The sequence below is a fragment of the Serratia sp. JSRIV006 genome (genome assembly GCF_019968685.1).
GTDB classification, from domain to species: domain Bacteria; phylum Pseudomonadota; class Gammaproteobacteria; order Enterobacterales; family Enterobacteriaceae; genus Chania; species Chania fonticola_B.
This window is the reverse complement of sequence record NZ_CP074137.1, coordinates 1,283,164-1,306,249: the sequence shown is the minus strand read 5'-3', so window position 1 is coordinate 1,306,249 and position 23,086 is coordinate 1,283,164. Positions and strand designations below refer to the sequence as shown.

Below are 23,086 nucleotides of genomic sequence, written 5' to 3'. Positions count from 1 at the left end.
TCCGGGATCGCTCCTGGGCGTCGGGTTTTTTCGTTTTCAGCGGGCCGGGAATAGCCATGAAAATCGCTAAAATACTCAATAATAACGTAGTGATTACGCTGAATGACCATCAGGAAGAAACGGTGGTTATGGGGCGTGGCATTGGCTTTCAAAAGAAAGCCGGGGAAAGTGTGGATGAAAGCCTGATCGAAAAGGTGTTCACCCTCAACAGTGGCGAAATGAGCGAACGCTACAAAGAACTGCTGGCGGAGATCCCGCTGGCGTGTGTCACCACTGCCGACAAAATCATCACCCTCGCCCGCGAGCGGCTGCCGGGGAAACTGCATAACATTGTCTACATCACGTTGACCGACCATATCCATTTTGCGCTGCAACGCCACGCGCAAGGGTTGGATATCAAGAACGCGCTGCTGTGGGAGATCAAAAAACTCTATCCAAACGAGTTCGCCATCGGGCTTGAGGCGCTGACCATCATCGCCCAGCGTCTGGAAACCACGCTGCCGGAAGACGAGGCCGGATTTATTGCCTTGCACCTGGTCAACGCGCAGCTCAATGACGAAATGCACAACACCCTGCATATCACCCGCGTGATGCAGGAGATCCTCAATATCGTCAAATACCATTTCCGTTTTGACTACAACGAGGAGTCGCTCAGCTACCATCGCTTTGTCACCCACCTGAAATTCTTTGCCCAGCGCCTGTTAGGTAAGAATTACGTCAACAGCGAGGACGATTCGCTGTATCAGGTGGTGAAGGAGAAATACCGCGAGTCATTCGCCTGTGCCGGCAAGATCAACCAGCACATCGAGAAGAGCTACCAGCACCAGTTGACCAGCGAAGAAATGCTGTTTCTGACCATCCATATCGAGCGGGTACGCAGCGAAAGCGAAAAGAATTACACGCCGAAGGAGTGAAGCTGGGGATCACAACGGGCACTGCATGCAGTGCCCCTACGAAGGTATGTTACACCTGAGGCCAGAGCCAGGCGGCACCGCGCACACCGCTCGAATCACCGTGAATTGCCTTACGGATTGGCGTTTCGCACTCGCCACCAAATACCCAAGGTTTTACCAGTGACGGCACCGTTTGATACAGCCGTTCCACGTTGCTCATCCCGCCTCCCAGGACAATCATATCGGGATCAAAGAGATTGATAACGTGCGCCAGAGACTTTGCCAGCCGCATTTCGTAACGCTGAATAGCCAACTCTGCCACCGCATCCTGTTGTGCAGCCAGCGCCATAATTTCGTGACCTTTTCGCGCCTGACCACTCAGCCGCGCATAGTCGGTGGCGAAACCGGTCCCGGAGATAAAGGTTTCAATACAGCCTGGCTTACCACAGTAACAGGGCACCTCGGAGCGAAAACGCAGTTCATCCTCATCCAGCCACGGCAACGGGTTGTGTCCCCACTCGCCGGAAATGCCGTTGCCCCCGGCATGCACCTGGCCGTTTATCGCAACTCCAGCCCCACAGCCGGTGCCAATGATCACCGCAAACACGGTTTTTTTTCCGGCAGCGGCCCCATCCGTGGCTTCCGATACCGCCAGACAGTTGGCATCGTTGGCTAGCCGCACTTCGCGCTGCAGCATGGCAGAAAGATCTTTATCCATCGGCTGGCCATTCAGCCAGGTAGAGTTGGCGTTTTTTACCAGGCCGGTAAAGGGCGACAACGTGCCTGGGATCCCCACGCCCACCGAGCCTTGCTGGCCTGTTTTTTCCTCCGCCAGTGTCACCAGCCCGCAGATAGCCTCCAACGTCAGCTGATAATCATGACGAGGGGTGGCAATGCGATGACGGAACAGTTCTGCCCCATCGTTAGCCAACGCAATCACTTCAATTTTGGTGCCACCCAGATCGATACCAATACGCACAATTTCTCTCCCCAATTCAGCACGACAACAAACTTGCCGCCCAGTGTAGCGCATAGCCCGGCTCACGCCACGCTCACCGAATGTGACACCAATGGCAATTCCCCTATCTGGCTGTATGAAACGCGGCAGCGGACGCAAATCAACGGGAATGAGGCGATTTTTCAGCGTCAATTCGTTATTATGCCGCCCTGCTTTTGATGAATCTGCGTGCCAAATGCACGCCCAGCCTGGGATAACATTATGCTGTGGTTTAAGAATTTGATGGTTTACCGTTTGAGCCGCGACGTTGCGCTAACTGCGGATGAAATGGAAAAACAGCTCAGCGCCTTTGCCTTCACCCCGTGTGGCAGCCAGGACATGGCGAAAACCGGCTGGGTTTCCCCGATGGGCTCTCACAGCGACGCACTGACGCACGCGGTTAACGGCCAGATCATGATTTGCGCCCGTAAAGAAGAGAAGATCCTGCCCTCTCCGGTACTGAAACAAGAGCTGCAGGCCAAGATCGAAAAGCTGGAAGGCGAACAGCATCGCAAGCTGAAAAAAACCGAGAAAGACTCCCTGAAAGATGAAGTGCTGCATAGCCTGCTGCCACGCGCCTTCAGCCGCTTCAACCAGACCTATATGTGGATCGATACCGTTAACGATCTGATTATGGTCGATGCCGCCAGCGCCAAGCGCGCCGAAGATATGCTGGCGCTGCTGCGTAAGAGCCTGGGTTCTCTGCCGGTAGTACCTTTGACCATGGAAAGCCCGATCGAGCTGACGCTGACCGAATGGGTCCGCTCCGGCGAACTGCCAGCCGGCTTTATCATTCAGGATGAGGCCGAACTGAAAGCTATTCTGGAAGAAGGCGGGGTGATCCGCTGTAAGAAACAGAACCTGATCAGCGACGAGATTGCCGTGCATATCGAAGCGGGCAAGCTAGTGACCAAGTTGGCGGTAGATTGGCAGGAACGCATTCAACTGGTGCTGGCCGACGACGGCTCACTCAAGCGCCTGAAGTTTGCCGATACCCTGCGCGATCAGAACGATGATATCGATCGTGAAGATTTTGCCCAGCGTTTCGACGCCGACTTCATTCTGATGACCAGCGAACTGGCGGCCTTGATCAGCAATACCATCGAAGCCTTGGGTGGCGAAGCACAGCGCTAAAACAGAAGGGGCGCAACGTTGCGCCCTCTGGGGAATGCCGGGGAAAATCTTCATCCCCGGCCAAACAACACTGATTACTTACTCAGATAACGACACAGGTAGGCCGTCGCATCGGCAACCTGAACGTTGAATTCACTCTGCGCAGGCACGAAGAACTTCTCGCCTGGCGTAAACACCTGCCAATCCGGTGCGCCCGGTAACAGCACTTTCAATGCCCCGGTGATCACCGTCATCTCTTCCGGCTGTGCGGTACCGAAGGTGTATTCACCCTCTTCCATCACCCCGACGCTGGTACGACCGATGCTGCTACTATCGTAACCGATAGACTTCACTTTCCCGGCAAAATACTCGTTCACTTTCAGCATAGACTGGCACCTGCGTAATCATCTTTGAGGGATCTCCATATTGGGGGATGAAACCGGGTCTGTCACTGGTTTTTGATGCGAAATGCGATCGTTACGCATGGCAAAACATGAGCGGGATCAAACAATGGGTTCGGCGGCCAACGTTCGGCGTTCTCTTGCTCATTCCATCTGGCGGAGATCACGGTTATTTCCGCTGTTGAAAATGGCTCAGGCTGCCATAAAGCGCCAGCAGACGGTCATATTCAGCAGGATCGTAGAAACTGCAGGTACCACGCCCAAACTCTTTTGCCACTTCCACGGCAAACTTCACCGCCAGCGCGATATCCACCTCATGGCTGGCACCGGTGCCACAGCCCGGCACTACCGACTCAGTACAGATTGCCACACCTACTACTGGCGATGCCGTAGCAGTTGAGGGTTGCAGGATACTGTTGAGGTGATGAACGTCATTACCATAGGGCGTAATGTCCTGCATGGTGATCGGGAAGGTCACTGCCGGGCGGCCACTGGTCATTTCCATGATACGCAAAAGGTCTTCCGACACCCGCAGGATGTAGCCCTGTTTCACCGTCGGTGATAGTGCATAGCCCTTGTGGTTGATAATACGATTGCCCTTGGTGGTATCGATCGACAAAATGGCATCGGCTTGCGGCACCACTTCGTTATCATTCATCGTGACGTCATCGATGGGCGAATCCATAAAATCGACCGGATCGTGTGGGCGAGTGGGTGCGTTCGGGCAAATATGCGTAGTGATAACCACGTCACCAGGCAGAACGTCACCTTTGCGCTGCATTTCTGCCAGCTTTAGCGCACTGGCGATCGCCGCAATCGCCCCATCACCGTCTGACACCAATCCTATACGCGTGGGGCGAGCTCCAATGCCGCCCAACCGGCCAATAATTCCCAAGGTTGGCGCATCACCACCGGATTGCTTGCCTGCACTGCCAGGGATCTCGATGCGGACAAAATCCGTGGTGCCCTTCTCACCGCTGACACGATGAGTGCTGGCCTTGACCGACGGGTAGTGGGCAAACAGATCGACCACGTCCTGCCCTTTGACATAGGCATTATCAATCAGCTCAAAGACCTGCAGCGTTTGTTGCAAACTCATGTTAATCCCTCGCAAATGTTGCCTGATAGGTTTATGCCTCCCGCAATTGCAGGCACGGCGTTATTTTCCCTTGCTGGAAAAGATCGAATTGAAGAAGTTGTATAGCGCATCACCGGCAATAAACCCGGCAGCCATGATCTCCATCGGCGCGCGGCCTTTATCCCCCCAGCGTTTGATGATCAGAATGCGCAACGCGATACCGGCAAGCACCGCCCATCCTGCCAAGGCATTATTAATCAGCAAACCTGTCGCAAGCAGCACGCCGAGCTGGCGTTTAGGCCCGCCAATAAACTGCACTATCGCGCCTGGTATGGCCCAAATCAGCAGGCTGGACGCAATACCGGGCTGGGCTCCTGCCTCAATGGTTTTGGCGTATACCCGGGCCACCGGTGGGATCAACTCCTGCAGGAAATAGCTGGTGTAAGAGAGATAAACCACGGGAATGGCGATCACAAAAGCAATCATGGCGGCAATCAGCTGAATACGCCGCCCCAGCAGTTCCTGCTGTAAATCCTTACCGTAACCCCGCAGGATAAAACCGGCTTTCAGGTCAAACCCCATATCGGCAAACGCCGGCCCGGTCGCTGCGGTAAAACCGGTCAGAATGCACAGCGCCAGAGGAGGGAAACCAAGCATGATCCCCACGATCAGCGTGATCAACGCCACCGCAAACGCCGGAAACCAGCCGGAATGCATCGCCGCAATGCCGACGATCAGTTCATGTACAAAGGCAGCAAACGCGGCATAGATAACAAACAGCACCAGCATGGTCAGCGACATTTCGCTGTATAGCCCGCCCCCCAAAGCCAGCATCCCGGCAATCACGACATATCCGACAGCCCCCAGCCCCAAGGCCTTGCGTACTTCGCTGTCAGGTTGGGTATAGGTAGAGGTCGAACTTTGATTTTTGTTGCGGATCACCTGCACCACCTGGATCAATGCCACCAGCCCGGCACCGACCATCACGCCATGCGGAATATAGTGCGCATTGATGTCGACACCGGTCAGCGGCTGGCCATAGGCACGCAACAGCAGGCCAACACCGAACATGCTCAACGCCCAGATATTGCCAATAAATGCGGTACCGAAGGCCGCCATAGGGATCTTCAACATGGAGCCTGCAATCCCCACAACAACGCCGACAACCAGTAACCAGGCCTGTTTACCACCACGGTCACCGGCCTTGATAGCCTCCGCCGCCGCGACTCCCGGGGGCCAGGCATTGGCCGCTGGGAACACTTTAGTGTCAAACATCCGGTACAGCAGGTAAGCATCTAGCAGCATCGCCGCCGCTACGCCGCAAAACATCGGCAGGATCAATTGCGGTTGTCCCATGACATAAGGCACGGCAATCGGCATCAGCAGGCTATTGGCCGCCCCGAAGGTGGCTGAGGAAATTACCGTTTGGGCCAGATTCTGAGTGTGTATCGAACGATAGCGTTGGAACATGCGCAGCGGGATCCGGGCCAGCAGCATGGCGATCAGCGCACCAATAATCGAAGTATTAGGCGTCACGCCCAAGGTGGTGATCAACTGTACGCCAATTATCGCCCCGACGACGGATAACAGCACCATCACCAGTAACGTACCGATATCTTTCAATGGATTACTCGTTATATCTGGTTTCATAAATCCACCCTGTGAATATCCCTGCTAAATGGCAAAAATAATATTTCGGACACAGATTGCCGATAGAGTTCCATTATTCGAAACTCTACGCGGTGAAATAAATTATTTAGTGCCTGCCTTGGCCGCATTAATGGTAGAACGACTCTCTCTACCATTAACTCATCAGCGAGATGCCCTGGTGTTGGCGCGCTAATCAAGCCGGTTTACGGTGATCTATTTGATCTGTTGCCAATAGTCATCACCGAGTTTTTCTGCCAGTTGCCGGGAAACCGTCATTAATGCCTCAAGCACCTGGGGAGAATAAGGCTGCTCCTCGGTCTGGGAGGGGAAAGAGAGACATAACCCCACCGTCTCACTACGGTGTTTATTCCTCACCGAGGTTGCTAACGAACTGATACCCGGCAGCGTTTCGTTACGGGCCAATGACCAGCCCTGCTGCCGGATGGTTGCCAGCTTTTGCAGCAACGCCTCCAGCGTTTTGGGAGAGTTTGCCGAGGAGACTTCGTAGCCGGTTGCGAAACGCTCACGCACCTGCTCATCACTTTCCCGCGCCAGTATCGCGCGCCCCACAGAGGTTTCTGCCGCTGGCGAACTGGCCCCCACCGGTGTCACCACCTGTAGGAAATGGCGGCCAGGCAGCGTACGCATCACCCAATTCTCCCGCCCCTCCAACACCGATATATAGCCGGTACAGAAGGTTAACTGATTAAGCTGCATCATCGCCGCCGTGGCACTTTCCACCAGCGGAGTGGAAAGATAATGGCTGGCCACCCCAAGCAGCAGATAGCCAATATGATACTGACGGCTTTGCGGATCCCGCTCTAACAGCCCCTGGCTTTCCATCGTTTGTAGCAGGCGTGATACGGTGCTTTTTGGCAGCCTCAACCTTTCGACGACATCAGTAAAAGAAATTCCTCCTTGGCCATGCGTTATCTGCCGTTGAGAAAACAGTTTTAATACCGCGGCAGCATTTTCCAAGGTCGTCATAATTTGCCTTGTTCCACTATATGGAACTCAGTTCCCAGTCGATATTTAGAAACCTAAAACCCACACCTCTTATCGTCAAGAAGTTTATTTTTATTACACGGTGAAATCACAGCGAATGATGCTTTAATATTGAAAATACTGCACAGATCGCCAAGTTATTTTTCGAGTGAGTTGGTTTATATCCGTCTTACAGCGTTAATATCAGCATAAGATACCAATATTCACCCAGTCATCAGTGCGGGGGATGCCGCTATTAAAAGATTGCGCAAGATATAAATCGCGAGAAGTCTCGAACAGAATGATGAGGATGGACCCAAAGGCGGGGAAAAACCGGTCATGGATAGCACCACGCTGTAGAAAAAATGAAGCCGGTTTATACCGGCCACTTGTTGTTACACCGCTGGCTATTCGCCCAGGCTTTCATCTTCGTAACGCCGCTTGGCGTCTAACGCTTCCCGTTCGGTTTCGTGCTCGCTGATCAGCGTATCAGGTTTGGGGTGATCGGCCCGTAGCTCATACCAACGAACCTGCTTGCCCACTTCGCCCTTGTCTACGGCCTTGATACGCGCCGTTCTCGGGTAGGGAGGTTTACTCGGCATAGTGCTCTCCAATGTGATGACCTGCGGTTAAGTATAGACAACCACACGGAAATGCCAGTTATCGGCGCGACCCCAAATCCCGATCCTGGTGTTCACCGGCCAGCAACTGCGTCAATTCAACACAGGACTGGATCTGGCCATCACGCACGGTGAAATGAGCCAACACCCTGATCTGGCTCTGGCTGCCATCACGTTTTTCAATATTCACCCAATGATGGGTGAAGACATTTTCCCCATCAGCGGCGATGGCGAGGATCTGAAGCTGCATGCTGCAAGTGATCTGTTTAAGCAAGGCCATATGCTGGATAAACTGCGGGTAATCTAGCGTATGACCATCCACCGTCTGGTGATAGTGGCGGCTGAACAGATTGGCAATCAGCTCGGGCTGGTGTTCAGGGTTAGCTACAATTTGCTGTAAAGCCGTAAGGACAAGGGTTTGGTGGATCATGCTGTTTTCTCCGGTGTGATAACGCCCGAAGAGCATAAAGGCAATCAGCAATGGCATAATAACCGTATCAAGCTATTCAATAACGCTAATCGGCCAATCTGATGAAACTGCACAGCGAACGTTTGTTGCACGCTAAAAAACACCTGACACCCTGGCATCAGCATCAACAGGGGCAGGTCTATCTGTTAAGCCACGGCATGATGATGTTGGAAACCGCGGGGCGGCAGTGGGCAATGACCGCCGGTAACCTTGGCTGGCTGCCGCCCCACTGTCCTCATCAGGCACTGGCCTGCGGCAAAGTGATCGGCTGGATCCTCTATTTACCCGAGAGCTGCTGCAATACACTGGCGGCAACGCCACGCTTGACCGCTGCCAACGCCTTAAGCTCGGCGCTGGTTGAACGCATTGCACAGTTTTCCGCGCCGCTTGAGATGGCGCAACAGCGTTTGGTGCAGGTTCTGCTTGATGAGATGCGAAGCGAGGAGGCCGAGCCGCTGCAATTACCGCTGCCGCAAGATGCCCGGTTGCTGAAGATTGCCTATGGCTTATTGAACGATCCCGCCAATGTTCGCCAACAAAGTGAATGGGCTGCATGGGCGGGCTTAAGCCCCCGCACCCTTAGCCGACGCTTTATGCAGGAAACCGGCATGAGTTTTTCCCGCTGGCGTCAGCAAGCCAGGGTGATCCGTTCGTTGGAGGCGCTATCGGCCGGTATGCCCGTTGCTAACGTCGCCAACGAATGTGGCTATGATAACGTCAGCGCCTATATTGCCGCCTTCCGTCAGCGATTTGGCATAACGCCAGGGCTTTATTTTACTTAGCGGCATACAGTTAAGCGGGCGCAGCATGCGGCGCCCCCTACAGCACATAGCGAGTTGGTTGGGGTTGGTCAGTGGGATCGTGGCACAAGGTGTGGCCTGGGTAAGTTACTTCACCGCCTCGCCTTGCAAGACCGCCAAGATTTGCTCGACTACCTGCTGGGGATTAGCGGTGCCATCCATAACATGGTGCGCGGCCTCCTGATAGAGAGCCTCACGTACCGCCAGCACTTCCAGCATTTCTTCGGCGATGGGACGGCCAGTGAGCGTTGGGCGCTGCCCCTCTTCCGGAAACTCTGCCAGCCGTTGCGCCAATACGCTGGCTGGGGCACGCAGGTAGATCACCGTGCCATGCTGGCGCATAAAACGCCGGTTCTCTTCGGCCAGGATCGCCCCGCCGCCAGTGGCAACTATGGTTGACGGTTGGGTCACCGCTTGCAGGGTCTGGGTCTCGCGCTGACGAAAACCCTGCCAACCCACCTGTGCGACCATTTCCGCTACGTTCATTTGCGTGGTTTGCTGCATAAACAGATCGGTATCGATAAACCGATAGCCCAGCGCCTGCGCCAATGCACTGCCGACCGTGGTTTTACCTGCTCCACGAGCTCCTACCATAAAAATGGCTTGTGTCATTACGGGTTGTCCCTTTTGCGGTGACTGAATGCATTAGATTGCCTGCGAACCTGCCCGCAGGTCGATCGAGCGTTGGCGTTGTAACTGCATCATACCGCCCTGAATCTGTATTTCAATCTTTACGATAGTGTAAATTCCATAGCACAGCGGCTATTGGCAGCAAACCCATGCTTTACCTCCTGCGCCAGAAGATGCTGTAGATACGCATCCAACCGTGCAACAGGAATGGTGCGAAAGCCAAGGCGCTGGTAATAAGGTGCATTCCATGCCACTTGCACGAAAGTCGTTAGCGTTAACCGTTGGATGCCTTGGTGCAAGGCCAGCCCGGCAATCTCTTCGACTAGGCGCTTGCCCACGCCTTGCCGCTGCCAATCGGCCGCGACCGAAAGCTCGGCGATATGCCAGCTGTGCGCAAAAGGCTGAACCGCGATAAAACCGGCGATCTGCTCAGTTGGACTAGCCATCACCCACTCCCGCTGCTGAGCAATAAAATCGACGTGCTGCTGCGGGCTCATCACCTCACCTTCGGCAATAAACTGTAACTCTGGCTGCTGGCGAAACAGCTGGGCGGCGGAACGTTCAACCGCGACCAACTGCGGGATATCCTGCGGTTGTGCCAAGCGTAGCTTCAGGTTCATGTCTGGCTCCTGGTTAACGGCCGGCTATTTAAACAGATTTTGCCGCAGGCAGAAATCACCAATAGCGCCATATGATAATGACTCTCATTTAAATATTCAATCAACAGCGAAGATACGGCATCCTCTTCCCTGAACAACCTCAGCAGATAAAAAGCCAAAAGCAGTCGCCACACGGCGGCCTTGCAGGCTAAATTGGTATCTCAACACCGGGGGATAAATATGGCTCAACAGATTGTTACGCTGACAGACTACCCACACTTTGCCGATGTCTGTGCCGCTTGGGCATTCGGCCAATGGGGTTCACAACGAGGTGGCACGTTAGAACGTACCCGCCAACGCTTTGCTTTGTGCAGCAAACCCAGCGAGGACTTCCTGACGCTGCTGCTGATTGATGGCGAACGCCCACTGGGGATGGCCAGCCTGTGGCCAAGTGACGACCATCATCGCATGGATCTCTCCCCCTGGTTGGCCGGTGTCTTCGTGCACCCAGATCATCGGCGGCAGGGTATTGCCCAGCGCCTGGAGCAGGCGATCGTCAGCGCGGCGCAACAACGCGGCCATCCCGTTCTGCATCTGATCACCGATCACAGCGAGGCGTTGTACGCCGGTTGGGGCTGGCAGACTATTGAGCGCCGCCAGCAATATGGCGACGAAGTGGTGGTAATGGAAAAACGATTGTGACCGGTAATCAAGTGTCACCAGGCATCATAAAATATAAAATAAAAACCAAAAAGGCTGCGATAATAATCAACCAACACAGTATTGGACAGATTATTATCCGCAGCCGTCTAAACCCGTCGCCTTTCAAGCTGCAGCGTTGTTACCTGCACTTACACACCCCAGTCACTTACTAAACGTAAGCTCCTGGGGATGAGTAAGTTTGTCGCCTAGCTGCAGCTTGAAATTCATAGGGTAATTTATATTGGCCCAGCTAACTGGCCACTTCACTATTTATCGTGACTTATTTAACGATAAACTTCTGCAGTACCGCGCCAAGCGCTGGAATCCCCTGGATTATCCAGGCCAATGATTCGATAGTGCGTTGCGCCGTCTTCAGTCGCTTTTTGTTTCAACGCATGGATAGCGTCATCCGGTGAGCCGCTGATACCGGAAACTGACACCACGCCGATGCTCTGCATGCTGCTGGCTTGAGCGCTATCAACCTGTTTGGCGCCCATGGTTGCGGCCATGGTGGAGAATGAAGCGGTGGCGATCAGTGCTGCTGCGATGCATGGTAATAGTTTCATGATTGACTCCGTTATTTTCATTTGAACTCGTTCTCAGTGAGGTTAATTATGAGTTAACCATTGAAAACAGACGTCATCCAATGTAAAGAAGCTCAATCATTGTGAGCAAAATAAGGAGAAAGTGAGAGTGGGTATTTCCTGATAGCGCATAACTTTATTTATAGCGCAAATTTTACGCTCTATTTGAAAAAATTAATAATTATATTTAGTCAACTGAGGTAACCCGGTTTATTTTAAAGCAATTTTCCTTCTCTCTGCCCACGCTTAACGGATAATTGGGCCAAACCTGGCCCAATTATCCGGCAGACATTCCTCTATCGACTTGCTACGCCCGTTCAGCGCAATGGCTCTGGCAGGGTTAACACCCACAGTTCACTCAAGGACTCTGGCTGTGCCAATGGACGCAATTCAATCGTCGTGTTTACCGGTTTACCTGCCAAACTCAGTTTCCCTTGCTGATCCAGCTGATAGTCGCCAATCTTCTTCCCTTCAGGCTCGGCGTTGACCAGCTTGGCCTGCAAACCAAAATCATTGTCGTTAATCACCGCCAGTGTGCGGTTATCGATCAGCGCCAATCCTTCCACCTTCTCCTGCTGCCAACCCAGTTTACGCAGATCGGCCACTTCACGTTTCTGGGCCAGCTTCACTCCGCGCTTGGCTAATTCGCTGGAATCAGCAAATTCCAACGCCTTACCCTGGCCGTCGAACGACGTCAGATCGCTGGCCTGGCTGAGATCAACCAAATAGATCTTGTTCATCATCTGTTTGTCTTTGTCACTGCCCTGTTCGATCAGCAGGATGTGTTGATTATCGACCGCCACGATATCGCCAATCTTGGCATCTTTGGCTTTCTGGTAACGGGTGATATCGATCGGATAACCATACATGGCCGTTTTGCCACTGGCAGGGTCAAAGCTGACCAAACGGGTAAACTGCGCCTGGTTTTTACTCTTGCCATCGATATCCAGCGTGCTCTGCACCGCGGCCAGGATCCGCCCATCCGGCAACCGGGTTACGCCTTCAAAACCCCGGTTCGGTTGACGCCATTTAATGATGTTAGGCAGACCGCTGGCAACCGCCTGCTCACCCGCTAACGGCGTTGGGCCATATTTCGCCAGGATCTTACCCTGGCCATCGATATGGATCAGGAAGGGGCCATATTCATCACACAGCCAATAGCCTCCCTTGCCGTCTGGCGTGATCCCTTCGGTATCCAACCCGCGTTTGTCACTCGGCAGCGGCTTGAGCGTATCCGTCAATGCCACTTCATTGGTTGAGCCAATCAGGTTGCCAGGCAACGGCAAGCCGCTAATAGGGCCTTTATCATCGTGCAGAGGACGGGCTTGGGTGGCAACGGCCTTACCGCCACCAATACGGATTTCCATCAATAAGGGAACAAAAGCCGGATTGGCAAAAATCTTGGCCTCCTGTTTGCCGACTGCTGGTGCATCGGCGTTCGGGCCACGATCGGTCACGGTAGTCAGCAGTAGATCCCCCCCTTCCTGGCCATTAAATACCAGCCCGGAACCAATCCCTACCGGTAGCCCATTGGGAAACTGGCTGGCAAAAGCGCCGGAATAGCCCACGCGATCGCCATCAGGAAAGCTGACGTTGTAACGAGCAACGCCAATATCGGCAGCATGGGACAACAGCGGTAATACAGAGGCCAACAACACGCCAAGCGGTTTGATTCTCATAGCATTAACTCTTTGTAAGGGAAAGTAACAGCCTGAGAGCCTAACCATCGACAGTGACACTTTCATGACAGCAGGATCTAAATGAGCGGATAACAAATAGAAATAAACAATCAGCCCATCATTATTGAGTGATAAAAACAAATTGAAAAATAAGAATTAACCAACGAGATAAATAAAACAGATGATTAATCCTATAAGAAATAAGAAAATTACCTACCGCCAAGATAAAAAAACAGCAAAAGGAGGATAATTTCTTAAAATAATCGCTTTCGCATAGACAAAATAAAAAGATAGGGCTTTAATACCGGCCGTCATCGAAGGTGTGCGCGAAAATTTATGCTATAGGCCACTACAATATTAAAAAGGTGCTCTATAGTTTTAGTGCTAACGCCCGTTAGTTTTTTCCCCAGCAGGATGGAGTCTATGTCAAAGCGACTTTTTGCCGAATTTTTCGGTACTTTTTGGTTGGTGTTCGGTGGTTGTGGTAGCGCAGTGCTGGCCGCAGCGTTTCCTCAATTAGGTATTGGTTTTGCTGGTGTGGCTTTAGCGTTCGGCCTTACCGTGGTAACCATGGCCTACGCTGTCGGCCATATTTCTGGTGGGCACTTTAACCCAGCGGTCACAATGGGATTATTTGCAGGCGGCCGTTTCCCTGCCAAAGATGTTATTCCCTATGTGGTTGCTCAGGTCATTGGTGGTATTGCTGCCGCCGCGGTACTTTATTTAGTTGCCAGCGGAAAAGCCGAGTTTGATGCAACTGCCAGCGGTTTAGCCTCTAATGGCTACGGTGAGCATTCACCGGGTGGCTATTCTTTACAGGCCGCCATCGTTATTGAATTAGTACTGACCGCATTCTTCCTGATCGTTATCCATGGTGCGACCGATAAACGCGCACCGGCAGGCTTTGCGCCCTTGGCCATCGGCCTGGCGTTGACGCTGATCCACCTGATCAGTATTCCTGTTACCAATACCTCAGTTAACCCGGCACGTAGTACCGCCGTGGCAATCTTCCAGGGTACCTGGGCGTTGCAACAACTGTGGGTATTCTGGCTGGTACCGCTGATCGGCGGTGTTATCGGTGGTTTGATCTACCGTTGCCTGTTAGAAGACAAGAAGTAAGCGTGGATTTTCAGGGCAGCCCACAACGGCTGCCCTGAAATTTTAACCTTTCACCGCTTCAAACATCATGATGTCACTGGTAAATGTGCCGTCGGCCTGAATCGCAAAGTGTTGGCGAACATCTTCTGCTACCCCCTGCTGTAACGCACGGATCGCCGTGACAAAATGCTCAGGCGTCCGCATCCGCGCCACCCAACTGCTGAACTCCAGATCCAAACGATCGGTCGTGACTTCCCGCACCAACAACCCAGACTCGGTCAACATGCTTAGCCACTCACCTGGTGCATAGTTGCGCACGTGTGAAGTATCCCGCAGCACTTCGACCGTTTGCAGATAGATATCCAATAACGGATGCCCCGGGGAGACCACATCCATAAAGATGGCTCGCCCGCCTGGTTTCAATACCCGTTTAACTTCACGCAGTGCCCGACCCACATCGTGCCAATGGTGTGCCGAGTAGCGGCTGATCACCACGTCAAAGCTGGCGTCATCAAAGGGTAACGACTCCGCTACGCCCTGCTGCAGTTGAATATTCTCCAATCCCTTTTCCTGCGCCGCGTTGCCAACCACCGTCAGCATCTGCGCCGACAGATCGTACGCCACCACCTGCCCGACATGGGCCGCAGCGGTAAAGCTGGCGTGCCCTGCCCCGCACCCCAGATCGAGCAAGCGGGCATCGGTACTCCCTGCCAACAGCTTGGCCAGGCGTTGCAGGTCTTTCCCTTGCGCATGTACCGCACTGGTCAGGTAGGCATTGGCCTGTTCGCCAAACTGGCGGTCGACCGCATTTTTATGGCTGTTGCTGATGCTCATAGCTGCTCCCATTATTATCTGGCTTACGCCGGTGCCGAGATGGCTGGTAATGACTATAATCAAGCAGCTATACGGGTACAATATGAGCAGTTATCCTAGTATAAACAGGTACCACCCTAATGGAATCAGACGCAATATCCAGCCAGAAAGCCCTAGGTGCCTTTTTGCGTGCGCACCGCGAGCGGATCACGCCAGAAATGCTGGGCCTGCCCACCGCAACACGCCGCCGCACCAGTGGTTTGCGCCGTGAAGAGCTGGCACAAATCAGCGGCATTAGCGCCACTTGGTATACCTGGATAGAACAGGGGCGCGAGGTGTCAATTTCCCCCTATACGCTGGCACGCATCGCCACGGCGTTACGGCTGGGCCATGCCGAGCGGCACTACCTGTTCACCCTGGCACATATCACCGATCCTGAAAAAGAACAGCCGCAGGAGACGGTTAATGCCGCCGTGCTGCAAAGCGTGCATCAAATAACCGTGCCCTGTTATCTGCTCGATCTCACCTGGAATATGGTGGCCTGGAACCCACAGGCAGAGGAGCTGTTCTGCGATTGGCTTAAGCAGGCAAAAACCCCCAACCTGCTGCACTTCATGTTTTTTCACCCTCAGGCGAAGGTGCTGGTCAGTGACTGGGAAAATCGGGCTCGACGAGTGGTGGCCGAATTTCGTGCCGAAACCAGCCATCATCAGGGAACGGAAGAGATACGCGCCTTTGTGCGCAATATGACCCACAACAGCGAAGCTTTTCACCATTGGTGGAAGCAGCAGGACGTGATGGCCCGTGAAGGTGGTGAACGTACCTTCAGCCACCCACAGCAGGGGGAGCGGCATTTTCAGCAGGTCACGTTCTACCCGGCGGAGCACAGCGGGTTGAAGTTGGTTATGTTAATGCCGTTATGCTAGCCCGCTAAAAAATTATTGCGCCTGGCAAACGGCGTTAGCGGGTTTGGTCACTGTCAATCTTCGCCAGAACCTGGCGGTAGGCTTTGACTTTCTGACGTTTTTTCAGCCAGGTAGTGGTTGAAACAACAAAAATGGCACCGGACATGGCCAATACGCCGGTAGGATGACCATAAAACGCCATCAGAGCAAAGTAAGCGGCTGAAACAATTGCCACCCATTTCGCCGAATTGCCGACGGCATTTTTTTCTAGACTCAACCGACGGAGAGCTTCTTCTTCACTGATCCCCATACGCGCTCCTTGTGAAATTAACACTCCATTATATGTGGAGATCCCGCTGAATTTTCAATCGGTTTCTCAGTAAAGATGCGTAAATTTCAATACGTTGTTCGCAGCAGGAACGTTCGCGGTCGGGAAATTTGAGTATGACGCCCGGCACGGAGAGCATTTTCTGTACCGGGACATCAATTTTACAGATTGCTGCCTGAGGTAGTCAGCGGCATCGCGCCAAACTGACCGCTGTTGAAATCACGGAAAGCCTGTTGGATCTCCGCCTCGTTATTCATCACGAAGGGGCCGTAACCGACGATGGGCTCATCGATAGGCTCACCACTCAGCACCAGCAAGCTGACGTCACCATTTGCCTCAAGGGTGATGGAGTCGCCAGCGCGATCCAGCAGCACCATTTGCGTTTCCCGCACAATCTGCTCGCCGTTAACCAGAATCGCCCCATGCAGCATAACCACGGCCAGCGTATGCCCTTCTTCCACCTGCAAGGTGGTGGTATGCCCGGCGTTCAGCTTCATATCCCACACGTTGATCGGGCTGAAGGTACGCGCTGCGCCAGCATGACCGCCGTAGTTCCCGGCAATCACCCTGACCTGCCCGGCGTTATCCGCCAGAGGCACGACAGGAATATCCTGGTTGAGCAAAGTCTGGTAACCCGGCGCCGCCATTTTGTCTTTGGCTGGCAGGTTGACCCAAAGTTGTACCATTTCTATGGTGCCCCCTTTCTGCGAAAAGTCTTTGGAATGAAACTCTTCGTGCAAGATGCCTGACGCTGCCGTCATCCACTGCACATCGCCAGGGCCAATCACCCCACCGCTGCCGGTGGAATCGCGATGCTCTACTTCGCCCTGATAGACAATGGTGACCGTTTCAAACCCGCGATGGGGATGCTGCCCCACGCCACGTCGGCCACTGTGCGAACGGAATTTGGTTGGCGCAGCGTGATCCAGCAGCAGGAACGGGCTCATCTCTGCGCCCAGCTCGTTATATGAGAACAGGGAATTCACCAGAAAACCGTTGCCGACCCAGTGAGCTTCCGGGCTGTTATAAACACCAAGGATCTTTTTCATCTTAAACTCCTGTTGCAGGCCTCGCGGCCTAACGTTGATGACAGAAGTTTAGTCCAAGGCGATTTGCCGCAGTAGTCGGCAAGATATACACTCAGTGTTCTATCAATAGAACGATAAGGGCACCGATGCAGACAGACCTGAACGATCTGTATTTCTTCGCCAGCGTGGTAGACCATCAGGGATTTGCCCCGGCAGGGCGTGCGCTGGGCATTCCCAAATCGAAGCTCAGCCGCCGCGTGGCGCAGTTGGAAGAACGGCTCGGCGTACGCCTGATCCAGCGTTCAACCCGGCGTTTCTCGGTGACCGATTTGGGGCAAAGCTATTATGTGCACTGCAAGGCGATGCTGGTTGAGGCCGAAGCGGCGCAGCAGGCGATCGAACAAACCCGGGCGGAGCCTTGCGGCACGGTACGCATGTCTTGCCCGGTGGCGATGTTGCATACGCGTATCGGTAGCATGGTGGCCAGGTTTATGGCGGATTATCCACGGGTGACGGTACATCTGGAGGCGACCAACCGCCGGGTCGATGTGGTGGGTGAAGGGTTGGATCTGGCGGTTCGCGTCAGGCCACCGCCGTTAGAAGACAGCGACCTGGTATTGAAAATCCTGGCTCAGCGCAGCTGGTGCATCGCAGCCAGCCCGGCATTGGTACGCACCATCGGCGCTATCGATTCACCTGCTGGGTTACAGCACTACCCAACGCTCGATCTCGGCCCGGCGAGAACGCAGCATCAATGGCAACTCAGCGGCCCAGAGGGGCAAACGTTTCAGTGGGAGCATCAGCCCAGACTGGTCACCGACGATATGCTGATGCTGCGTACCGCGGCGATTGCTGGGGCCGGTATCGTTCAACTGCCGACCATGATGATGCACGACGAGATCCTGCGGGGCGATCTGGTGCAGCTGTTGCCCGGCTGGCAACCTCAGGGCGGCGTGATCCACATTGTCTATCCCTCACGCCGTGGCATGCTGCCAGCGGTACGGCTGCTGATAGATTTTCTGGCTCAGCAGTTTGCCACCCTGGAGGAAGCGTGATCAGGCGGTGATTTCGATCGCGTTGCCGTCTGGATCGCGAATGATGGCCTCATAAAAGCCATCACCGGTCCAGCGCGGTGCCGCCTGCAAAATCCCCTCTTGGCTGGCCCGCTGTGCCAGTTCATCCACCAACGCCTCGCTTCCGAGCGACAGTGCAATATGGGCCCAGCCAACGCGTTCCTCCCCTTTCCCCCCCGGCAACAAGCCAGGCACGCACATGATCTCCAGCGCGGGGCCATCCGCCAGTTGAACAAAACGCGAGGTAAAGCCTGGGCGATTCTTGCTCACATACTCCTCCCCTGCTACGCCATTGAAATAGCGCTGCCAGAAGCCGACCTGAGCCTCAATATCCTCTGTCCATAGGGCAACATGGGCGATTTTCATCCTCATTCTCCATCATCTGCGGAAATATACAGCACGCTACCGCCACTGAGAGTGACCTGCTGCTCGAGCTGCGCATGGCCGCCACGGGCAATCACCAGATAATCGACCTGGTTGGCGGGCATGAGCGTATAAGGCGCATAGGTATTGAACTTGTCGCGGGTACACAGCACCGCGACGTTGCCAGCGCGTGCCAGCATTTGCTTCTTGAACTGCGCCTCCTGATAGCGCAGCGCGGTAAAGCCACTGTCGGGATCGTAAGCACAAACGCCGGTGAAGGCGATGTCGAAACGAAACGCGGCAATCTCGGCCAATGCCTTGGCATCGACGCTGCCGCCGATTTCTGCATCTAGCTCACCGCCTATCAAAATAGTACGTATCCCAGGGCGTTCCAGCAGGCGGCTGGCCACGCTTAGCGCATTGGTCACCACGGTGAGTTGCCGATCGCGGGGCAGCAGATCGGCCAGATAAAGATAGGTACTGCCCGCATCAAGAAAGATCACCTGCCCGGTCTGGATCAGAGGCAAGGCTGCCTGGGCCAGCCGATGCTTTTCATCGCCACTAATCTCAACCCGCTCGGCCATATAGCCACCGGCAGGCGTGAGCGCCAACGCCCCACCATAGATCCGTTTGCACAGGTTTTGCGCCGCCAGTTGGCGCAGATCGCGGCGGATGGTGGCCTCGGTGGTATGCAGTTGCGCCGCCATTTCAATCGCCAGCACTCGCCCCTGCTGTTGCAAGGTGGCGAGAATGGCTTGGTGGCGCTCATTGGGCAGCAGTTTTGACATTCTGAAGGTCCGGCAAAGTAACAACGAGCACAAATGTATACAAACGAACACAAACGTACAATCGTTTTCTATAAAAAGCGCTTTTGGCGATTTTCGCCGCCAGGATGTTGGCTATACTGGAAAAAGTTACGTTAACGCAGATGTAACGCTCTGATTAATCACCCATTGAAAGGCAAGTTGCGGCTTGAAAGGAAAAACAATGCTATTGAGAGTTGCAAGCTGGCTGTTTCAACTGCCGGGAAGGCTATTGGCACCGATCTTCCGCAATCGACTGACCCTGTTGATCTTCTTTATGCTGGTTGCAGCTGGGGCTTTGCTGGCTAAACGCCACTTGAGTGAAGGGGAACAGGAGGAGAGTTTTACCCTTGCCGCCCCCCAAAATTACGTGATCCAACGGGAAGCCCCATTACGGGAGGCACGCCAACACTGCGTTGGGCCGTTGCCAGATAATCAGGGCAGCCCATGGCCCGCTTCGGCAGGTTATCTCCATGAGCCAGATTGGCAAGCAGGCAGCAAATTGCAGACGTTGGCGCTGGATAATCAGCACAATGAATTTGCCGTGTTGGTCAAACTGGAGAACACCACCAAGCAACTGCTGGCCGAGGTGTTCCTCCCGGCCGCCAGCAGCTTCAATATCAAGCTGGAGCCCAACGGCCGCTATGTGATGAAGGTGAAAAACATCCACAGCGGTTGTAGCTTCCGTAAGGCCCTCTCGGTGGCAGATCGGCCCGATGGCAGACTGCCATTAACCTTTTCAGAGGAGGGGCCAAACCAATATCATCCAATCAGTGATAGGGAGTTCTAGCACGGTTATCGGGTTACTTTTTCGCTGGATGGTCGCGGCGGAACAGCTCCCAGCTGTCAATCTCTTGCCCATCAGGCAAAGTGCAGGTGGAATACTGCCCCTGAGCATTCTGTTTGGGGTTAAGCTTGCCGCCAATCTGGCTGCAATACACATCTGCCGGATTCGCCATACCAATCACCTTTGGCGGCGCAGGCGCATCATCATTGGTTTTCGCCGTACACCCCTGTAACAAAGCTACACTAGCGAAAAGAGAAAGTATCAGCATCTTGCTCATTGAGATTATCTTCACCGTGAGTTGAGTAGGAGCATCGCTGACCCCAGGGGATCAGGAAATAAAGGACATACCCTGCTTGAGCACCAGATCGCAGGCTTTCTGCTTCACCTTCTCGGTGATTTGCGAGGTGCCAAGGCTATTGAGATCCAGCGTGTTGCCCTTGCCGGTAAGCAACAGGCCACCCAGACCTTGCTGATAATCTTCACTGTTGGCATTGGCCGTGCTGGTGATGCCCAGTTTATTCAGCAGTTGGTCTTTCACCGCTTCGGTGCCGTTCGCCGATAGAACGTTATTCTGCACGCAGTACTGCAAGATCCCTGCGGCGTTGGTCATGCTGGAGGAGCTCAATGCTTTATCACCGCCGTTGAGTAATCCACTCAGCGAAGACAGCGACATGCCACCGCTGCTGGTGCTGCCACCCGATTTGCTCAGTTCTGTGGCGGCACTGCTAAGGGAGTCCATCAACCCGGCGGCCTGGGCACTGCCCGTAGCCATTACCGTGGTCAAGCTCAGGGCCAACAATAAGCGATGTTTGGTATTCATAACGGCAAGACTCCTGTTTAACTGCAAAATGATGGCGCAATTAACACCACGCTTAGCTCGGACGCCGTGCCAACCGACAAGTTCCGTTTATTCGGACTACCGCGCATTTTTCAGAACATCGGCAAGTCATCACAACTGCCAGCGTAACCAAGCGAAGAACACGTTACCGTTGTTGTAAGTACCCGGAATATAGGTGGCCTGGAAGGTCAGTTGCTTATAGCCGATCGAGGCCAACGGCAGCGGCGCGGGGATCGGGATATATTTCCAGTTGTCACGAGCGGTCACGCTGGCGGTAAATCCCAGCCCCAGACGGAAGTCCTCCCCTTCAATCGGTCGCCAGATCTTCTCATAGGCATAACCGCCGATCGGCTCCCACTTGTTGAAGGAGTCCTTGAACGCCATCAGGTAGATCGCGTGCCAATCACCATCGGCATCAAACCGTGAGATGCCATAGCCAGCCCCCCAAGGGCGCTCGTTATACTCGTCGGTCTTTTCCTTGTCGTAGGTCCAGCGGTTGTGCCAAGTGATCGCCGGGAGATAGAGCTCCTTATTGGGCGAGTTGTTCCAGGTTTCCGCCACGTTGCCGGTAAAGCGCCCCCACCAGCCTGGATCTTCTGCGTGCGCGGCATTGCTATTTTCCGCACTAACCTCGGCGTAGGAAGGCAGTGCAGGAAATATCAACGCCAACCCCCCGGCTAACAAGATCCTTTTAACCACCATTTCACAACTCCTGTAAAAATAAAACCGGGGATTCTTACCGATCGTCCTATCCTGAGCAAGCCGTATCTTACTGGTCCGATGCTTTTATCGCCCCTCGTTGAGAGAAGGTTAAGTTTGGTGCGCGATGGCGTGCTAGCGGCATACGTGCTCAAGTTATGCGCCTGGATACGCGTTGTCTGTCAGAAAACTCCGGTTATCCTGCTTGCACCTCAACGACTTATGGAGGAACCTTAGCTTTTATTTGCCGGGGGGGGGTAAGTATGGTTATTGGTCCATTTATTAATGGTGCAGCAATATTGGCCGGTGGCATTGCAGGGGCAATGTTGGGCCATAGACTACCGGAGCGGGTGCGCCTGGCATTGCCAATGACCTTTGGTATTACCTCCATGGGGATGGGCATAGTGCTGATTGGCAAGGTAGCTCATATGCCGGTGATGGTATTGGCGCTGGTGCTGGGAGCGCTGCTTGGCGAGCTTTGCTACATCGAACGAGGCATCAGCCGCATCGCAGGCTGGGCCCGTAATCTGATGTCTCCCAAAGGCGCTGTCAGAGAGGACCAGAAAGAGTTTCTGGAGGCATATGTCGCCATTATCGTGCTGTTTTGTGCCAGCGGCACCGGCATCTTTGGCTCGATGCACGAAGGGATGACCGGGGATGCCAGCGTGCTGATTGCCAAATCTTTCCTTGATCTGTTCACCGCGCTGATTTTTGCTTCCACGCTTGGCCTGGCCGTAGCGCTGATCGCCGTCCCGCAGTTGGTCATCCAGTTAGCGCTGGCGTTTGGTGCCGTGTTCATGTTGCCGCTGACCACACCGGCAATGCAGGCCGATTTCTCTGCCGTTGGCGGATTAATGATGTTGGCCACCGGCTTGCGCATCTGCGGCATCAAGCTGTTCCCGGTAGCCAATATGCTGCCAGCATTGGTGTTGGCGATGCCGATTTCGGCAGCCTGGATTATGTTCTTCTGAGCGCCACTCTCCCACTCTAAATTATCTTCCTCCTGGCGTAGCGAAAAATTGACGCCCAGCCAGGAGAGAAGTGAAGATGGCGGAAAGTACCTATCTGGCGTTTCCCTTCTGCCCTTGCCGCGATTTTCAGCGGCCATCAATGCAAGAAAAGTACCGCCCCCTGCGAAAACCGTTCTTGCTA

28 protein-coding genes are annotated in these 23,086 nt (G+C 54.1%); 9 read left to right on the top strand and 19 right to left on the bottom strand.

Annotated features, from left to right (window positions below):
- Positions 1-56 precede the first annotated feature (56 nt).
- Positions 57-914 carry a BglG family transcription antiterminator LicT gene (gene licT / locus KGP16_RS05905; protein WP_021805518.1) on the top strand — a complete coding sequence of 286 codons (858 nt, stop codon included), beginning with the start codon at positions 57-59 and terminating at the stop codon, positions 912-914.
- Between the two features lie 49 nt (positions 915-963).
- Here the strand turns inward: licT and mak are convergent, their stop codons facing one another.
- On the bottom strand, positions 964-1,872 hold the full coding sequence (gene mak / locus KGP16_RS05900) for a fructokinase (RefSeq protein WP_037375267.1): 909 nt from the start codon (positions 1,870-1,872) through the stop codon (positions 964-966).
- A gap of 240 nt (positions 1,873-2,112) precedes the next feature.
- On the opposite strand from mak, the gene rdgC reads away from it, so the two are divergent.
- A complete protein-coding gene (gene rdgC / locus KGP16_RS05895; RefSeq protein WP_021805520.1) occupies positions 2,113-3,024 on the top strand; it encodes a recombination-associated protein RdgC in 912 nt (303 codons plus the stop codon).
- A 74-nt stretch (positions 3,025-3,098) separates the two neighbouring features.
- Here rdgC and ppnP read toward each other — a convergent pair whose 3' ends face one another.
- From ppnP to KGP16_RS05865, 6 genes are all read right to left on the bottom strand, one after another.
- Positions 3,099-3,389, bottom strand: a complete 291-nt coding sequence (ppnP, locus tag KGP16_RS05890) for a pyrimidine/purine nucleoside phosphorylase (RefSeq protein ID WP_021180225.1) — start codon at positions 3,387-3,389, stop codon at positions 3,099-3,101.
- 184 nt (positions 3,390-3,573) lie between these two features.
- Positions 3,574-4,503, bottom strand: coding sequence for a DUF1177 domain-containing protein (locus KGP16_RS05885; RefSeq protein ID WP_115158598.1), 930 nt, complete (start codon positions 4,501-4,503; stop codon positions 3,574-3,576).
- Between the two features lie 60 nt (positions 4,504-4,563).
- Complete coding sequence (locus KGP16_RS05880; RefSeq protein WP_021805522.1) at positions 4,564-6,132, bottom strand: OPT/YSL family transporter; 1,569 nt, start codon at positions 6,130-6,132, stop codon at positions 4,564-4,566.
- A gap of 213 nt (positions 6,133-6,345) precedes the next feature.
- Complete coding sequence (locus KGP16_RS05875; protein ID WP_021805523.1) at positions 6,346-7,119, bottom strand: IclR family transcriptional regulator; 774 nt, start codon at positions 7,117-7,119, stop codon at positions 6,346-6,348.
- Positions 7,120-7,523: 404 nt separating this feature from the next.
- A complete protein-coding gene (locus KGP16_RS05870) occupies positions 7,524-7,718 on the bottom strand; it encodes a YaiA family protein (RefSeq protein ID WP_021180227.1) in 195 nt (64 codons plus the stop codon).
- Between the two features lie 58 nt (positions 7,719-7,776).
- A complete protein-coding gene (locus KGP16_RS05865) occupies positions 7,777-8,166 on the bottom strand; it encodes a nuclear transport factor 2 family protein (RefSeq protein WP_037375332.1) in 390 nt (129 codons plus the stop codon).
- A 98-nt stretch (positions 8,167-8,264) separates the two neighbouring features.
- Here KGP16_RS05865 and KGP16_RS05860 point away from each other — a divergent pair, with 98 nt between their 5' ends.
- On the top strand, positions 8,265-8,987 hold the full coding sequence (locus tag KGP16_RS05860; RefSeq protein WP_179250792.1) for an AraC family transcriptional regulator: 723 nt from the start codon (positions 8,265-8,267) through the stop codon (positions 8,985-8,987).
- A 105-nt stretch (positions 8,988-9,092) separates the two neighbouring features.
- Here KGP16_RS05860 and aroL read toward each other — a convergent pair whose 3' ends face one another.
- Together aroL and KGP16_RS05850 are read right to left on the bottom strand one after the other, a co-directional pair.
- On the bottom strand, positions 9,093-9,617 hold the full coding sequence (gene aroL, locus KGP16_RS05855) for a shikimate kinase AroL (RefSeq protein WP_021805524.1): 525 nt from the start codon (positions 9,615-9,617) through the stop codon (positions 9,093-9,095).
- Positions 9,618-9,736: 119 nt separating this feature from the next.
- Positions 9,737-10,255 (bottom strand): GNAT family N-acetyltransferase, encoded by a 519-nt coding sequence (locus tag KGP16_RS05850; protein ID WP_021805525.1) that lies wholly within the window; start codon positions 10,253-10,255, stop codon positions 9,737-9,739.
- A 219-nt stretch (positions 10,256-10,474) separates the two neighbouring features.
- Between KGP16_RS05850 and KGP16_RS05845 the strand changes: the two genes are divergently transcribed.
- On the top strand, positions 10,475-10,936 hold the full coding sequence (locus KGP16_RS05845) for a GNAT family N-acetyltransferase (protein WP_021180230.1): 462 nt from the start codon (positions 10,475-10,477) through the stop codon (positions 10,934-10,936).
- Positions 10,937-11,220: 284 nt separating this feature from the next.
- Here KGP16_RS05845 and KGP16_RS05840 read toward each other — a convergent pair whose 3' ends face one another.
- Both KGP16_RS05840 and KGP16_RS05835 read right to left on the bottom strand, forming a co-directional pair.
- The gene (locus KGP16_RS05840; RefSeq protein WP_021805527.1) at positions 11,221-11,502 is read right to left on the bottom strand and encodes a DUF1471 domain-containing protein; all 282 of its coding nucleotides are present in this window, start codon (positions 11,500-11,502) and stop codon (positions 11,221-11,223) included.
- 335 nt (positions 11,503-11,837) lie between these two features.
- Complete coding sequence (locus KGP16_RS05835) at positions 11,838-13,199, bottom strand: esterase-like activity of phytase family protein (RefSeq protein WP_223500958.1); 1,362 nt, start codon at positions 13,197-13,199, stop codon at positions 11,838-11,840.
- A gap of 423 nt (positions 13,200-13,622) precedes the next feature.
- Between KGP16_RS05835 and aqpZ the strand changes: the two genes are divergently transcribed.
- A complete protein-coding gene (aqpZ, locus tag KGP16_RS05830) occupies positions 13,623-14,318 on the top strand; it encodes an aquaporin Z (RefSeq protein WP_094983236.1) in 696 nt (231 codons plus the stop codon).
- A 42-nt stretch (positions 14,319-14,360) separates the two neighbouring features.
- Here the strand turns inward: aqpZ and KGP16_RS05825 are convergent, their stop codons facing one another.
- Positions 14,361-15,131, bottom strand: a complete 771-nt coding sequence (locus KGP16_RS05825; RefSeq protein WP_223500957.1) for a class I SAM-dependent methyltransferase — start codon at positions 15,129-15,131, stop codon at positions 14,361-14,363.
- Positions 15,132-15,250: 119 nt separating this feature from the next.
- Here KGP16_RS05825 and KGP16_RS05820 point away from each other — a divergent pair, with 119 nt between their 5' ends.
- Entirely contained in the window at positions 15,251-16,036 is a 786-nt protein-coding gene (locus KGP16_RS05820; protein WP_094983235.1) for a helix-turn-helix transcriptional regulator, read from the top strand.
- A gap of 34 nt (positions 16,037-16,070) precedes the next feature.
- Here KGP16_RS05820 and KGP16_RS05815 read toward each other — a convergent pair whose 3' ends face one another.
- Both KGP16_RS05815 and KGP16_RS05810 read right to left on the bottom strand, forming a co-directional pair.
- On the bottom strand, positions 16,071-16,325 hold the full coding sequence (locus KGP16_RS05815; RefSeq protein WP_021805531.1) for a hypothetical protein: 255 nt from the start codon (positions 16,323-16,325) through the stop codon (positions 16,071-16,073).
- Between the two features lie 179 nt (positions 16,326-16,504).
- Positions 16,505-17,392: a pirin family protein gene (locus KGP16_RS05810; RefSeq protein WP_223500956.1), complete on the bottom strand. Its 888-nt coding sequence runs from the start codon at positions 17,390-17,392 to the stop codon at positions 16,505-16,507.
- Positions 17,393-17,517: 125 nt separating this feature from the next.
- Here KGP16_RS05810 and KGP16_RS05805 point away from each other — a divergent pair, with 125 nt between their 5' ends.
- Positions 17,518-18,426: a LysR family transcriptional regulator gene (locus tag KGP16_RS05805; protein WP_094983233.1), complete on the top strand. Its 909-nt coding sequence runs from the start codon at positions 17,518-17,520 to the stop codon at positions 18,424-18,426.
- On the opposite strand, the gene KGP16_RS05800 is transcribed toward KGP16_RS05805, so the two are convergent.
- Both KGP16_RS05800 and KGP16_RS05795 read right to left on the bottom strand, forming a co-directional pair.
- The gene (locus KGP16_RS05800; RefSeq protein ID WP_021805534.1) at positions 18,427-18,810 is read right to left on the bottom strand and encodes a VOC family protein; all 384 of its coding nucleotides are present in this window, start codon (positions 18,808-18,810) and stop codon (positions 18,427-18,429) included.
- 2 nt (positions 18,811-18,812) lie between these two features.
- Entirely contained in the window at positions 18,813-19,595 is a 783-nt protein-coding gene (locus KGP16_RS05795) for a DeoR/GlpR family DNA-binding transcription regulator (RefSeq protein ID WP_021180241.1), read from the bottom strand.
- 199 nt (positions 19,596-19,794) lie between these two features.
- Here KGP16_RS05795 and KGP16_RS05790 point away from each other — a divergent pair, with 199 nt between their 5' ends.
- Complete coding sequence (locus tag KGP16_RS05790; RefSeq protein ID WP_223500955.1) at positions 19,795-20,400, top strand: hypothetical protein; 606 nt, start codon at positions 19,795-19,797, stop codon at positions 20,398-20,400.
- A 13-nt stretch (positions 20,401-20,413) separates the two neighbouring features.
- Here the strand turns inward: KGP16_RS05790 and KGP16_RS05785 are convergent, their stop codons facing one another.
- The 3 genes from KGP16_RS05785 to pagP form a co-directional block, all read right to left on the bottom strand.
- Positions 20,414-20,674 carry a DUF333 domain-containing protein gene (locus KGP16_RS05785; protein WP_037375272.1) on the bottom strand — a complete coding sequence of 87 codons (261 nt, stop codon included), beginning with the start codon at positions 20,672-20,674 and terminating at the stop codon, positions 20,414-20,416.
- Between the two features lie 51 nt (positions 20,675-20,725).
- The gene (locus tag KGP16_RS05780) at positions 20,726-21,217 is read right to left on the bottom strand and encodes a DUF2501 domain-containing protein (protein ID WP_094983230.1); all 492 of its coding nucleotides are present in this window, start codon (positions 21,215-21,217) and stop codon (positions 20,726-20,728) included.
- A 129-nt stretch (positions 21,218-21,346) separates the two neighbouring features.
- The gene (gene pagP / locus KGP16_RS05775; RefSeq protein WP_059199975.1) at positions 21,347-21,937 is read right to left on the bottom strand and encodes a lipid IV(A) palmitoyltransferase PagP; all 591 of its coding nucleotides are present in this window, start codon (positions 21,935-21,937) and stop codon (positions 21,347-21,349) included.
- A 260-nt stretch (positions 21,938-22,197) separates the two neighbouring features.
- Here pagP and KGP16_RS05770 point away from each other — a divergent pair, with 260 nt between their 5' ends.
- Positions 22,198-22,905 carry a DUF554 domain-containing protein gene (locus tag KGP16_RS05770; protein WP_223500954.1) on the top strand — a complete coding sequence of 236 codons (708 nt, stop codon included), beginning with the start codon at positions 22,198-22,200 and terminating at the stop codon, positions 22,903-22,905.
- Positions 22,906-23,086: the final 181 nt, after the last annotated feature.